The organism is Kitasatospora cystarginea, from assembly GCF_039533515.1.
GTDB classification, from domain to species: Bacteria; Actinomycetota; Actinomycetes; order Streptomycetales; family Streptomycetaceae; genus Kitasatospora; species Kitasatospora cystarginea.
Window position 1 is genome coordinate 78,415 of the sequence record NZ_BAAATR010000014.1, and the last position, 14,130, is coordinate 92,544.

A 14,130-nucleotide genomic window follows, 5' to 3' on the forward strand; every position below is an offset into this window, starting at 1 on the left:
CGACCCGGCTGCCGGCTGAGGGCGGGCGGGCCGCCGCCCCCGGGCAAGGCACGCGGCCGTAGCGCCGAGCGGTCTGTGACACTGGAGGAGCTCGAAAACCGAGGTGCGCCTGCCTGCGCCTCCTTGCGAACCTAGAGGGATGTCCGCAGTGAGTTCTCCCGTAGCCCAGCCCGCCGATGTGCCCACCATCGGGGGGCTGGCCGCCCGCCTGCCCGAGCTCACGATCCGTGACCAGCAGAGGATCGGCCGGCGGCTGGACGGCGCACGACGGGTCCGCAAGCCGGAGGCCCGGCAGAAGATCGCCGAGGAGCTGGCGGCGGAGATCGACAAGGCCGAGCTCCGCGTCCAGGCGCGCCGCGCGGCCGTCCCCGTGATCGGCTACCCGCAGGAGCTGCCGGTCAGCCAGAAGAAGGACGAGATCCTCGCCGCGGTCCGGGACCACCAGGTGGTGATCGTCGCGGGCGAGACCGGCTCCGGCAAGACCACCCAGATCCCGAAGATCTGCCTGGAGCTGGGCCGGGGCATCAAGGGCCTGATCGGCCACACCCAGCCGCGCCGGATCGCCGCCCGAACGGTGGCCGAACGCGTGGCCGAGGAACTGAAGACCCCGCTCGGCGAGGCGGTCGGTTGGAAGGTCCGCTTCACCGACCAGGTCGGCCAGGACACCCTGGTCAAGCTGATGACGGACGGCATCCTGCTCGCGGAGATCCAGACCGACCGCGAGCTGCGCCAGTACGACACCCTGATCATCGACGAGGCGCACGAGCGCAGCCTCAACATCGACTTCATCCTCGGCTACCTCAAGCAGCTGCTGCCCCGCCGCCCCGACCTCAAGGTCGTGATCACCTCCGCGACCATCGACCCGGAGCGGTTCGCCGCGCACTTCGACGACGCCCCGATCATCGAGGTCTCCGGCCGCACCTATCCGGTCGAGGTCCGTTACCGCCCGATCCTGGAGGACGGCGAGGGCGAGGAGGACGGCGACCGGGACCGCGACCAGGTCCAGGCGATCTGCGACTCGGTGCAGGAGCTCCAGGCCGAGGGGCCGGGCGACATCCTGGTCTTCCTCTCCGGCGAACGCGAGATCCGCGACACCGCCGACGCGCTGAACAAACTGAACCTGCGGTTCACCGAGGTCCTGCCGCTCTACGCCCGCCTCAGCTCGGCCGAGCAGCACCGGGTCTTCCAGCGCTCGGGCAGCCGCCGGATCGTGCTGGCGACCAACGTCGCCGAGACCTCGCTCACCGTCCCGGGCATCAAGTACGTGATCGACCCGGGCACCGCCCGGATCTCCCGCTACAGCCACCGCACCAAGGTGCAGCGCCTGCCGATCGAGGCGGTCAGCCAGGCCAGCGCCAACCAGCGCAAGGGCCGCTGCGGCCGCACCTCGGACGGCATCTGCATCCGGCTCTACTCGGAGGAGGACTTCCTCTCCCGTCCCGAGTTCACCGATGCCGAGATCCTGCGCACCAACCTGGCCTCGGTCATCCTGCAGATGACGGCGGCCGGCCTCGGCGACATCTCCGCCTTCCCGTTCCTGGACCCGCCGGACTCCCGCAACATCAAGGACGGCGTCAACCTCCTGCACGAGCTCGGCGCCCTCGACCCCGCCGAGAAGGACCCGCGCAAGCGCCTGACCGCCCTCGGCCGCAAGCTGGCCCAGCTCCCGGTGGACCCCCGGATGGCCCGCATGGTGCTGACCGCCGACGGGCTGGGCTGTGTCCACGACGTGATGGTGATCGCGGCCGCACTCTCCATCCAGGACCCGCGCGAGCGCCCCGCCGAGAAGCGCCAGGCCGCCGACGACCGGCACCGCCGCTTCACCTCGGAGACCTCCGACTTCCTCTCCTACCTGTCGATGTGGCGGTACGTCAGGGAGCAGCAGCGCGAGCTCTCCTCCTCCGCGTTCCGCCGGATGTGCAAGTCCGAGTTCCTCAACTACCTGCGGATACGCGAGTGGCAGGACATCTTCCACCAACTGCGCACGGTGGCCAAGCAGTTGGGCGTCATCGTGGACGAGCCGCTGCCGGACGCCGAACCTGACGGCGACCGGATCCACCAGGCGCTGCTCTCCGGGCTGCTCTCGCACATCGGCCTGTTCGACGTGGAGAAGCGCGAGTACGGCGGCGCGCGCGGCGCCCGCTTCGCGGTCTTCCCCGGATCCGGCCTGTTCAAGAAGCCGCCGCGCTGGGTGATGTCGGCGGAACTCGTCGAGACGTCCCGGCTCTGGGCCCGGATCAACGCGAAGATCGAGCCGGAGTGGATCGAGCCGCTGGCCGGCCACCTGATCAAGAAGACGTACAGCGAACCGCACTGGGAGAAGAAGGCCGGCGCGGTGCTGGCGTACGAGAAGGTCACCCTCTACGGGGTCCCGATCATCGCCCAGCGCAAGGTCAACTACGGCCGGATCGACCCCGCGCTCTGCCGCGAACTCTTCATCCGAAACGCGCTGGTGGAGGGCGACTGGGAGACCCACCACAAGTTCTTCGGCGAGAACCGCAAGCTGCTCTCGGAGGTCGAGGAGCTGGAGAACCGGGCCCGCCGCCGCGACATCATGGTGGACGACCAGACCCTGTTCGACTTCTACGACGCCCGGCTGCCCGAGGAGGTCGTCTCCACCCGGCACTTCGACTCCTGGTGGAAGAAGGCCCGGCACGAGCAGCCGGACCTGCTCAACTTCGAGAAGTCGATGCTGATCAACGACGCCGCTGACGGCGTCACCGAGGCCGACTACCCGGACTACTGGCAGCAGGGCAAGCTGCGCTTCGAGCTGACCTACCAGTTCGAGCCGGGCAGCGACGCGGACGGCGTGACCGTGCACATCCCGCTGCCGGTGCTCAACCAGGTCACCTCGGAGGGCTTCGACTGGCAGATCCCGGGCCTGCGGGCGGAGCTGGTCACCGCGTACATCCGCTCGCTGCCCAAGGCGATCCGCCGCAACTTCGTCCCCGCCCCGGACTTCGCGGCGGCCGCGCTGAAGCAGGTGAAGGACCGCCAGGAGCCGCTGCTGCCCACCCTGGAGCGGATCCTGCACCGGATGTCGGCGATCCCGATCCCGGCGGACGCCTGGGACGACTCCCGGATCCCCGACCACCTGAAGGTGACCTTCCGGGTGGTGGACGGCAAGCGGAAGCTGGCCGAGTCCAAGGACCTGGAGGATCTGCGGCTGAAGCTGAAGCCCAAGCTGAAGGAGACGCTCTCCAGCGCCGCCTCGGGCAGGGGCATCGAGCGCGCCGGCCTGACCGCCTGGCCCGCCGACCTGCCGGTGCTCCAGCGCACCTTCGAGCAGCGCTCGCGCGGGCACTCGCTGCGCGCGTACCCGGCACTGGTGGACGAGGGCGAGAGCGTGGGCATCCGACTCTTCGACACGCCCGAGGCGCAGGCACGGGCGATGTGGGCGGGCTGCAGGCGGCTGCTGATGCTCACCGTCCCCTCGCCCGCCAAATCCATCCAGGGCCGGTTGGGCAACCAGGCCAAGCTCGCCCTCTCCCACAACCCGCACGGCTCGATCACCGCGCTGTTCGAGGACATCGTCGCGGCGGCCACCGACCGGCTGATGGCCGTGAACGGCGGCCCGGCCTGGGACGAGGCGGCCTTCGCCAAGCTGTACGACAAGGTGCGGGCCGACCTCTACGACCTGTCCGCGGACACCACCCTGAAGACGGCCGGCGCGCTGATCGCCTTCCACAAGGCCTCCACCCGGCTGAAGTCGGTCTCCAGCCCGGTGCTGCTCTCGGCGGTCAACGACGTCCGGCTGCACCTGGCCTCGCTCATCCACGCGGGCTTCGTGACCGAGACCGGCTGGCAGCGGCTGCCCGACCTGAAGCGCTATCTGCTCGCCGTGGACCGGCGCCTGGAGGCGCTGCCCAACCACCCGCAGCGCGACCTGCTGCACCTGGGCAAGGTCCAGCAGGTGCAGGAGGCCTACGGCGAGCTGCTGGCGAAGGTCCCGGCCGGCCGCGAGCCCTCGCCCGAGGTCCGGGCGATCCGCTGGATGATCGAGGAGCTCCGGGTGAGCTTCTTCGCCCAGGGGCTCGGCACCCCGGCCCCCGTCTCGGAGAAGCGCATCCTCAAGGCGATGGACGCCGCCGGCAGCACCCTGTAGGACCGCCGTCCGCCCCCGAACCGGGGGCGGACGGACTCAGTTCGACCTGGGGGCCCGACATGCAGTACGATCTGTCTTGTTCGCGAGCGACGAGCAAGCGGACAAGAGATCAGAACACTCTGGTCCCGTGGAGCAGTTGGTTAGCTCGCCACCCTGTCAAGGTGGAGGTCGCGGGTTCAAGTCCCGTCGGGATCGCAGTACAGGAGAGGCCCGGAGCCGAAAGGTTCCGGGCCTCTCGCTTTGCCTTGACCGGGCGTCAGTTCCCGTTACCGCAGGGTAGGTCTAGACCACAAGGTAACGATCCTGTGATGGTCATCACTTATCTTCCCTTGAGACCGGACACTCCAGACACCCTGAACGCTGGCCCTAATTTAATATATAAAATTGCACATGCATTTCCCAGGAATTCCCCCACCCACATCAGCACCAATAGGAACATGCGATTCCGGACATGCGTGAGGGGCCGCACCCCAGACCCGGCGGAGTCAGGGATACAGCCCCTCACGAAATGCGTCAGCGGGCCTCTCAGGCCTCTGTACGCTGCGCCGGAATACCGGCCAGCAGTGCGCGCACCTCCGCCTCGCGGTAACGGCGGTGGCCGCCGAGAGTGCGGATGGACGTGAGCTTGCCAGCCTTGGCCCAACGAGTAACCGTCTTAGGGTCCACGCGGAACATGGTGGCGACCTCTGCCGGTGTCAGCAGCGGCTCAGCGTCAGGGGTACGAGCGGTCATGAGCGGCCTCCTCGGGAGAACCGAACCAGGGCGGTTCTATCCTTCAAATTCTGCACCTTGGCCCGCGATGCCCGAAATGGCACAGACGGGCCGAGTCGGTTATAGGACGAACGGCTTGTCCTGGTGTCTACAACTACACCATTCGTCCAGCCCCATCGGCCAAACCGCCAAAATTGACCCCTCACGGGTTCAAGCACGACGGAAGGCCATGGACCGGCCCATAGCGGACAGTCACCGTACGGTAACCATCGGTCAGGAGCGGACCAGACCCTTAGTTTCCCCGCAAAGCACGCACTACCGCCAGATCCACCCAAAAGTGGACACACGTGAGTGAACTTGGGCCGGTTGTCCCATTTTTGCATATAGGTGTAAGTTCGCGTCAACGGTGAGTAGTGTCACGTTCGAGGGGTATTGACCCGAACCGGGACCTAGGTCCCCGCTCGCCTGTTCCAAAGGGCCCGACCATCCTCACCCGGACCACTGACACCCTCCCCCCGAAGGGCTGCTGAGGGCCCGTCAGGCGCCCCTCGATCGCCTGTCACACCGCGGCCGGCCTGCCCCGGCCCGGCAGCCCTCCCCGTCAGCTGGCGTACCGCAGGGCCAGCACCTGGCGCCAACGCGCCGTCACCGTCTCGTATGCCCGCACCGCGCCGGCCTCGTCGCCGGAGCGCAGCGCCAGCAGCCCGGACTCGACCTCGGCCACCGAGTCCTCCACCGCCAGCCGTTCGGGACCCAGCAGGTGCACCAGACCCCCGTAGTCCAGTTCCACCAGGGACCGCGGGTGGAACTCCTCCAGCCAGCGCCCGATCTGCTCCACCTCCTGCACCAACGGCCCACCCTGGCCGGCCGGTCCCCGCGCCGGGCCGCCGGCACTGCCGAGCCCCTGCCGCTCCCGGAGCGCCCGGTAGGCGCGCGCCACCCGGCGGCGCGCCTGCGCCATCGGCGTCAGATAGAACAGCGCCGGCGCGACCTGCCCCCGCCGGTCCTCGGCGCTGCCCGGCACGAAGCAGCGGTCCTCCGCCCCGAACGGCAGGAACCAGCGCAGCGGCACCTCCCAACGGCTGGTCAGGATCCACGGCCGGTCGTCCGGGTGACCCGCCTGCCAGCGCTCCCGCTGCGCCGTCGCCGCGGCCCGCGCGGCCGGCGGCAGCACGGTGTCCAACAGCGCCACCGGCAGCGAGGCGCGCAGCTCGTCCAGCGCCTGCCAGCTGCGCAACCGGGTGGCCCACGGACAGACGTAGGTCACCCCGTCCAGCTGCCGGACGAAGGCCTGCTCGCTCTCCCGGTCCGGCAGGGCGCGCGGGGTGCGGCCCACCACCTCGGCGAGCGCCTTGCGCTGTTCGACGAGTGCGGCCGGGGCGACCGAGTGCTCGGGGACGCTGGCGTCCGGGCCGTGCGTGGCGGCATATGCCTGCCAACGGGCCCGCTCGGGCTCCGGATAGGCGGCCAGCGGCTCGTAGACCCGCAGATGGGCGGCGTACGGCGGAAGAACCGAAGTGCGCACGGTGGTCACGCATCGCATCGTCGCACGCCGCCCCCGCCCGCCGGGAGGGTGTTCCGCGCCTCTTTGCCGCCGCCCGCTCCCGTTGCCCGCCACGGCCCTGGCTCGTTGCCGGTTCCGTCCCCCTTTCGTTGCCGCACGGGGGCAGATCCGGGGCCCTCCCCGGGGCTACTCTTCCCCCAGCCGCCCACACCACAGCAGTGGGCCACAGATACTGGAGTCACCACAGTGACCGACGTACAGACCTCCGCGACGCACCCCGCACCCGGTGTGCTGAGCAGGATCTTCCGCACCGAGCAGGACGGCGCCCCCGGCGACGGCCACGAGCAGGTGGTCCTCTGCCACGACCGCAGCAGTGGCTTGAAGGCGATCATCGCCATCCACTCCACCGCGCTGGGCCCGGCCCTCGGCGGCACCCGCTTCCACCAGTACGCCTCCGAGGAGGAGGCCCTGGAGGACGCGCTGCGCCTGTCGCGCGGCATGAGCTACAAGAACGCGCTGGCGGGCCTCGACCTCGGCGGCGGCAAGGCCGTCATCATCGGTGACCCCGACAAGGCGAAGAACGAGGCGATGCTCCGCGCCTACGGCCGCTTCGTGCAGTCCCTGCGCGGCCGCTACATCACCGCCTGCGACGTGGGCACCTACGTCCAGGACATGGACGTGATCGCCCGCGAGACCGAGTTCGTGACCGGCCGCTCGCCGGAGCACGGCGGTGCCGGCGACTCCTCCATCCTGACCGCCTTCGGCGTCTTCCAGGGCATGCGCGCCTCCGCCCAGGCCCGCTGGGGCCAGCCCACCCTGCGCGGCAAGCGGGTCGGCGTCGCGGGCGTCGGCAAGGTCGGCCACTACCTCGTCGGCCACCTGGTCGCCGACGGCGCCACGGTGGTCATCACCGATGTCTCCGAGACCGCCCTGAACCGGGTCCGCGCGGCGCACCCGGAGGTCGAGGTGGTGGCCGACACCAAGGCCCTGCTCCGGGCCGACCTGGACGTCTACGCCCCGTGCGCGCTGGGCGGCGCGCTCGACGACCTGACGGTGGGCGCGCTGGGCGCGGCCGGCACCTCGATCGTCTGCGGCGCGGCCAACAACCAGCTGGCCCACCCGGGCGTCGAGAAGGACCTCGCCGACCGCGGCATCCTCTACGCGCCCGACTACCTGGTGAACTCCGGCGGCGTGATCCAGGTCGCCGACGAGATCGACGGCTTCAACTTCGAACGCGCCAAGAACAAGGCCACCAAGATCTTCGACACCACCCTGGAGATCTTCACCCGGGCCGCCACCGACGGCGTCCCGCCTGCCGTCGCCGCCGACCGCCTGGCCGAGAAGCGGATGCGGGAGATCAGCGCGCTGCGCACGATCCTGCTGCCGGGCGCCCGCAAGGGCTGAACCTGGCCGGTCCCGGCCGACGGGCGAGCCGGTGCCTGAGCCGGGGAACACCGGCACCGGGGAGAGCGCCCGGGGGCGGCCGGCCGAGCCACCGGCCGCCCGAACGGACCAGTGCGCCCGAGGCGGGGGATCCGAGGTCCCCGGGCTCCGCCCCGGGCGCATCACAATGTGGAACCGGATTCTCGATTTATAGCCCGAACGGGCGATCCTGCGCCCCGGGCGAGGGATAATCGGTCCCGGAACGACGGAACCGGCGCAGGCTCCGAACAGCCTGCGACAGCCCGGAAATCCCCACCTGACCAGGAAAGAACCGGTTACGGGGACAGACTGTGCGCGCCACGTCACACCGGCGACGTACCGTCCGGCGGCGGAAACAGGTACCGTTAATGCTCCAAGGGACGGCACTCCCACTTCGGGCGCGCCGCTCCTGATCATGAACACGTGTCAGACTCGGGGCCGTGAGCCCCACCGTTGAGGGGGTCGACCCATGGGGCGCGGCCGGGCCAAGGCCAAGCAGACGAAGGTCGCCCGCCAGCTGAAGTACAACAGCGGCGGCTTCGACGCTAACCGTCTGTCCAACGAGCTGGGCGTAACTCCGAACGCTTCGATCAACCCTGAGCCGATCGAAGAAGAGGACGACGACCCCTACGCGGCGTACGCGGCTCGCTACGACGACGAGGACGACGACGCGGAGGACGCGGGCAGCAACAGCCAGTCCCGCCGCCGCGCGTAAGAGCCCGACCGGACCGGCCTGGCGCTCCCGGAGCGCCAGGCCGGTCTTCGGCGTTCCCGTACACCTGCCAACCGGGCCGGGCCCGCGGGGACAACGGCGGCTCCTCGGGCGGTGATGAGCCTCCGGGGACGCCTGGGAACGCCTGGAGGGGCCTCAGCCGCCTCCGGAGCGGCCGAACGCACAACCAGGCGCACCTCAACGCCGGGAGCACGGAAAAGGGGCCCGCTCGGGGCCCCTTCGTCCGGTGTCGCGGGTGTCAGAGCTGGAAGCCCTCGTACGCGTTGTAGAGGGCCGCAGCGCCGTCGTGCTCGTCCGTGCGCTCGACGACGTCACCGAGCAGCCATGCCTCGACGCCGCGGTCCTCCAGGACCGCGAGCACCACGTCGACCGAGGACGGCGGAACCACGGCGACCATGCCGATGCCCATGTTCAGGGTCTTCTCGATCTCCAGCGCGGCCATCCGGCCGACCTGGGCGACGGTCTGGAAGACCGGCAGCGGGGTCCAGGTGCCGCGGTCCAGGCGGGCGTGCAGGCCGTCCGGGATGACCCGGCCCAGGTTGGCCGCCAGGCCTCCGCCGGTGACGTGCGAGAAGGCGTGGATCTCGGTGGCCCGGGTGAGCGCCAGGCAGTCCAGCGAGTAGATCCGGGTCGGCTCCAGCAGTTCCTCGCCCAGGGTCCGCCCGAACTCCTCGACCTGGCGGTCCAGCGACCAGCCGGCCTGGTTCAACAGGACGTGGCGCACCAGCGAGTACCCGTTGGAGTGCAGCCCGGACGCGGCCATCGCGATCACCACGTCACCCGCACGAACCCGGTCGGCGCCCAGCAGCGCGTCGGCCTCCACCACGCCGGTGCCGGCGCCCGCGACGTCGTACTCGTCCGGGCCCAGCAGACCGGGGTGCTCGGCGGTCTCGCCGCCGACCAGCGCGCAGCCGGCCAGCGTGCAGCCCTCGGCGATGCCCTTCACGATCGCGGCGACCCGCTCGGGCACGACCTTGCCGACGCAGATGTAGTCGGTCATGAACAGCGGCTCGGCGCCGCAGACCACCAGGTCGTCGACGACCATGCCGACCAGGTCGTGGCCGATGGTGTCGTGCTTGTCCATGGCCTGGGCGATGGCGACCTTGGTCCCGACGCCGTCGGTGGCGGAGGCCAGCAGCGGACGCTCGTAGCGCTTGAAGGCGGAGGCGTCGAAGAGCCCGGCGAAACCGCCGAGGCCGCCGACCACCTCGGGCCGGTCTGCCTTCTTCACCCACTGCTTCATGAGCTCGACGGCACGGTCGCCGGCCTCGATGTCGACACCTGCGGCGGCGTAGGTGGCACCGCTCTCGTTGCTGGTCACTGCTGTGCGGCCCTCTCGGGTCGAAGGGGGTTTGGAACGGACACCTCGGTCAGCGAGGAAGTCTTCGGGGACGGGAACCGGCTCGGGGCGCGGAGAGCCGCGCGGCGCGGGGCCCCGGTGCGCTGGTCGCGCCCCGAGGCCCCCGGCCGTCCGTGGGACCGTGCGCCCGCGGCCCTCCGCTTCGCGCACCCGGTCGACCGGGCGGTTCCCCGCGCCCCTGGCGGCCTGCGCCCGTTACGGCCGTCGCAGCGCGTCGCCCGCACCCGCGCCCCCGATCAGCGACTGGACCCCGTCCAGGTCGCTGGTCGTCTTGCCGCGGACGGGCTTGTGTTGCTGCTTGCCGCCGGCGATCTCGGCCTCCAGCAGGAGCTTGCCGAGCAGCGCCGGATCGGGCAGCTCCATCGGGTACTCGCCGTCGAAGCAGGCCCGGCAGAGCCGCTCCTTGGGCTGCTTGGTGGCCTCGATCATGCCGTCGAGCGAGATGTAGGCCAGGGAGTCGGCACCGAGGGTGCGGCCGATCTCCTCGACGCTCATCCCGTTGGCGATCAGCTCCGCGCGGGTGGCGAAGTCGATGCCGAAGAAGCAGGGCCACTTGACCGGCGGGGAGGAGATCCGGATGTGCACCTCGGCGGCACCGGCCTCGCGCAGCATCCGGACCAGCGCGCGCTGGGTGTTGCCGCGGACGATCGAGTCGTCCACGACCACCAGGCGCTTGCCCGCGATGACTTCCTTCAACGGGTTGAGCTTGAGCCGGATGCCGAGCTGGCGGATGGTCTGACTGGGCTGGATGAAGGTGCGCCCGACGTAGGCGTTCTTCACCAGGCCCGAGCCGTACGGGATGCCGCTGGCCTCGGCATAGCCGATCGCGGCGGGGGTGCCGGACTCCGGGGTGGCTATCACCAGGTCGGCCTCGACCGGGGCTTCCTTGGCCAGCCGGCGGCCCATCTCCACCCGGGAGAGGTGGACGTTGCGCCCGGCGATGCTGGTGTCGGGGCGGGCCAGGTAGACGTACTCGAAGACGCAGCCCTTGGGCCTGGCCTCGGCGAAGCGGCTGGTGCGCAGGCCGTTCTCGTCGACGGCGATCAGCTCGCCGGGCTCCACCTCGCGGATGAAGGAGGCGCCGACGATGTCCAGGGCCGCCGTCTCGGAGGCGACCACCCAGCCGCGCTCCAGCCGGCCGAGGACCAGCGGGCGGATGCCCTGCGGGTCGCGGGCGGCATAGAGGGTGTGCTCGTCCATGAAGACGAGCGAGAAGGCGCCCTTGACCCTGGGCAGGATCTGCCGGGCGGTCTCCTCGATGGACAGGTCCGGGTAACCGGCGAGCAGGGCGGTCACCAGGTCGGTGTCGTTGGTGGCCGCGGTCCGCCCCGAGCGGGAGACGTGCTCCTCGCCGGGCAGCTCGGCGACCATGGCCGCCAGTTCGGCGGTGTTCACCAGGTTTCCGTTGTGGCCGAGGGCCAGCGAACCGTGCACGGTCGCCCGGAAGGTCGGCTGGGCGTTCTCCCAGACCGACGAACCTGTGGTCGAGTAGCGGGCATGTCCGACCGCGATATGCCCGTGCAGGGATCCCAGTGAGGCCTCGTCGAAGACCTGGGAGACCAGTCCCATGTCCTTGAAGACGAGAATCTGGGAGCCGTTGCTCACTGCGATGCCCGCGGATTCCTGTCCACGGTGCTGCAGGGCATAGAGGCCGAAGTACGTGAGCTTTGCGACCTCCTCGCCGGGAGCCCAGACACCGAAGACGCCACAAGCGTCCTGGGGGCCTTTCTCGCCGGGAAGAAGATCGTGGTTGAGTCTTCCGTCACCACGTGGCACGCCTTCGAGTCTAGGGCAGTTCCGTACGCGTTCCGGAACTGGGGAGCGCCCGATTATTGCCCGATCGAATAGCGACGCGCGTAGACAAAACATAGCGACGCGCGTAGACAAAACCCCTTACCGCAAGCGCAATTCCGGCACCGCAATTCGCCGAGCCCCGGAGTTTCCTTGCGCCGCGCGCCTTCGGGGGATATCGGACGGCTGACGGCGCGTCGGGGGCGGGGCGGCGACGTGACACTGCTCACCCGGCGGGCAGCACCAGCTCCCACGCCCCGGCTCGCACCGTCCAGGTGCGGGCGCCGAGGGGGCCGAGCGCGCGGCCGTCCGCCTCGCAGCCGAAGCCGCGGCCGGCCACGGTGAGGCTGCCCGCCCTGACCCGCCGCGGTTCGCCGCCGGTGTGCAGCCACAGCTCCAGCACGCCCTCGCCGACCGGGACGGTGATGTCGAGCCGGCACGGCGGCCGGTGGACGTCGGCGAGCAGGCGGCCGTCCGCCTCGATCCGCAGCCGGGGATGCCCGGCGGGAGCCGTCGCCTGCTCGGCCGCAGCGAATTTCGCCCATAGCGAACGCAGCCCGCCCGCCCGGCCCCAGCGGTACGGATGGATCCGCAGATCCCCGAGGACCACCTCGTCGGTGTCGTCGATCAAGAGGTCCAGTTTCCGCGAGACGCCGGCTATCACCGCGCGGGCCGCGGCGACCGGCTCCGGCGGGACACCCAGCGCCCGTATCTTGGCCACCGCGCCGGGACGCCCGACCGGTACCACGCCGAGCGCGTCGGCACCCAACTCGCGGTGCCGGTGCAAGGCCTGAAGTACCCGCTGCACGGCCAGATCGGAACCGATCACGACCGGTCGCCGGCGGCCGCGACGCGCCAGGGCCCGGTCAAGTTCGGACGGGCTCTCCGGCAGCGCCACCTTGACGTCCGCCCCGCCGCACAGGACGTCCCGGGCGATCCGCACCGACTCGCCGTCGCTCCGCCGGGCCACCGGATCCAGCAGCACCAGGAGCGGGTCCGGACCCGGCCGGCCCGTCGGACGGGATTCGGACGTGGACAGCGACGACACGACCGGTCCTTCCTCAGGTAATCTCTCGGTGCAAGAGCCCCTTGCGCCATTGCGCCAGGGGCTTCGTCTATCTCGGGGCAGACAGCGGCCTACGCAGGATGCCCCAACCGGAAGGGGTGTACGCCTGTGCCGGCACTCGTGCTCGTTGGCGCCCAGTGGGGAGACGAGGGCAAGGGGAAGGCCACCGACCTCCTCGGCGGCTCCGTCGACTACGTCGTCCGCTACCAGGGCGGTAACAACGCCGGTCACACGGTGGTCATCGGCGACCAGAAGTACGCCCTGCACCTGCTGCCCTCCGGCATCCTCAGCCCGAACGTGACACCGGTGATCGGCAACGGCGTCGTCATCGACCCGGGCGTGCTGCTCTCCGAGCTCGACGGCCTGAACCAGCGCGGCATCGACACCTCCAAGCTGCTGATCTCGGGCAACGCCCACCTGATCACCCCGTACCACCGCACCCTGGACAAGGTCACCGAGCGCTTCCTCGGCAAGCGCCGGATCGGCACCACCGGGCGCGGCATCGGTCCGACCTACGCGGACAAGATCAACCGCGTCGGCATCCGCGTGCAGGACCTGTTCGACGAATCGATCCTGCAGCAGAAGATCGAAGCGGCCCTGCACGACAAGAACCAGATCCTGGTCAAGCTCTACAACCGCCGCGCCATCCCGGCCGACCTGGTGCTGCAGGAGTACCTGGGCTACGCCGACCGGATCAAGCCCTTCCTGGCCGACACCACCCTGGTCCTGGACCAGGCGCTCAAGGACAACAAGGTCGTCCTGCTGGAGGGCGGCCAGGGCACCCTGCTGGACGTGGACCACGGCACGTACCCCTTCGTGACCTCGTCCAACCCGACCTCCGGCGGCGCCTGCACCGGCGCCGGCATCGGTCCCACCAAGATCGACCGGGTCATCGGCATCCTGAAGGCGTACACCACCCGCGTCGGCTCGGGCCCGTTCCCGACCGAGCTGCTGGACGCCGACGGCGAGGCGCTGCGCCGGATCGGCGGCGAGCGCGGTGTCACCACCGGCCGTGACCGCCGCTGCGGCTGGTTCGACGCGGTGATCGCCCGCTACGCCACCCGGGTCAACGGCCTGACCGACTTCTTCCTCACCAAGCTGGACGTGCTCACCGGCTGGGAGCAGATCCCGGTCTGCGTGGCGTACGAGATCGACGGCCGCCGGGTCGAGGAACTCCCGTACAACCAGTCCGACTTCCACCACGCCAAGCCGATCTACGAGACGCTGCCCGGCTGGAACGAGGACATCAGCAAGGCGAAGACCTTCACCGACCTGCCGAAGAACGCGCAGGCGTACGTGAAGGCGCTGGAGGAGATGTCGGGCGCCCCGATCTCCGCGATCGGCGTCGGCCCCGGCCGCGACGAGACCATCCAGATCAACTCCTTCATCTAGTCGCCCGGGCCCGCCTGCAGGCCGGCCGTGAAAGGGCCCGCACCGA

Annotated in this window: 9 protein-coding genes and 1 tRNA gene; 5 read left to right on the forward strand and 5 right to left on the reverse strand. The window is 70.2% G+C overall.

Features of this window, described 5'->3' with window-relative positions; genetic code table 11:
- Positions 1–139: 139 nt before the first annotated feature.
- Complete coding sequence (gene hrpA, locus ABD369_RS17550; protein WP_344637351.1) at positions 140–4,105, forward strand: ATP-dependent RNA helicase HrpA; 3,966 nt, start codon at positions 140–142, stop codon at positions 4,103–4,105.
- Positions 4,106–4,226: 121 nt separating this feature from the next.
- Positions 4,227–4,300 (forward strand) — tRNA-Asp (locus ABD369_RS17555).
- Between the two features lie 330 nt (positions 4,301–4,630).
- Here ABD369_RS17555 and bldC read toward each other — a convergent pair.
- Together bldC and ABD369_RS17565 are read right to left on the reverse strand one after the other, a co-directional pair.
- Positions 4,631–4,837, reverse strand: a complete 207-nt coding sequence (gene bldC / locus ABD369_RS17560; protein WP_014137253.1) for a developmental transcriptional regulator BldC — start codon at positions 4,835–4,837, stop codon at positions 4,631–4,633.
- 580 nt (positions 4,838–5,417) lie between these two features.
- Complete coding sequence (locus ABD369_RS17565; protein WP_425557645.1) at positions 5,418–6,350, reverse strand: DUF8083 family protein; 933 nt, start codon at positions 6,348–6,350, stop codon at positions 5,418–5,420.
- 216 nt (positions 6,351–6,566) lie between these two features.
- On the opposite strand from ABD369_RS17565, the gene ABD369_RS17570 reads away from it, so the two are divergent.
- Positions 6,567–7,724 carry a Glu/Leu/Phe/Val dehydrogenase dimerization domain-containing protein gene (locus ABD369_RS17570; protein WP_344637353.1) on the forward strand — a complete coding sequence of 386 codons (1,158 nt, stop codon included), beginning with the start codon at positions 6,567–6,569 and terminating at the stop codon, positions 7,722–7,724.
- Positions 7,725–8,211: 487 nt separating this feature from the next.
- On the forward strand, positions 8,212–8,457 hold the full coding sequence (locus tag ABD369_RS17575) for a DUF3073 domain-containing protein (RefSeq protein ID WP_344637354.1): 246 nt from the start codon (positions 8,212–8,214) through the stop codon (positions 8,455–8,457).
- Between the two features lie 256 nt (positions 8,458–8,713).
- Here the strand turns inward: ABD369_RS17575 and purM are convergent, their stop codons facing one another.
- From purM to ABD369_RS17590, 3 genes are all read right to left on the reverse strand, one after another.
- Complete coding sequence (gene purM, locus ABD369_RS17580) at positions 8,714–9,796, reverse strand: phosphoribosylformylglycinamidine cyclo-ligase (protein WP_344637355.1); 1,083 nt, start codon at positions 9,794–9,796, stop codon at positions 8,714–8,716.
- Between the two features lie 234 nt (positions 9,797–10,030).
- Entirely contained in the window at positions 10,031–11,611 is a 1,581-nt protein-coding gene (purF, locus tag ABD369_RS17585) for an amidophosphoribosyltransferase (RefSeq protein WP_344637356.1), read from the reverse strand.
- Positions 11,612–11,852: 241 nt separating this feature from the next.
- A complete protein-coding gene (locus ABD369_RS17590) occupies positions 11,853–12,674 on the reverse strand; it encodes a diacylglycerol kinase family protein (protein WP_344637357.1) in 822 nt (273 codons plus the stop codon).
- Between the two features lie 126 nt (positions 12,675–12,800).
- Between ABD369_RS17590 and ABD369_RS17595 the strand changes: the two genes are divergently transcribed.
- Entirely contained in the window at positions 12,801–14,084 is a 1,284-nt protein-coding gene (locus ABD369_RS17595) for an adenylosuccinate synthase (protein WP_344637358.1), read from the forward strand.
- Positions 14,085–14,130: the final 46 nt, after the last annotated feature.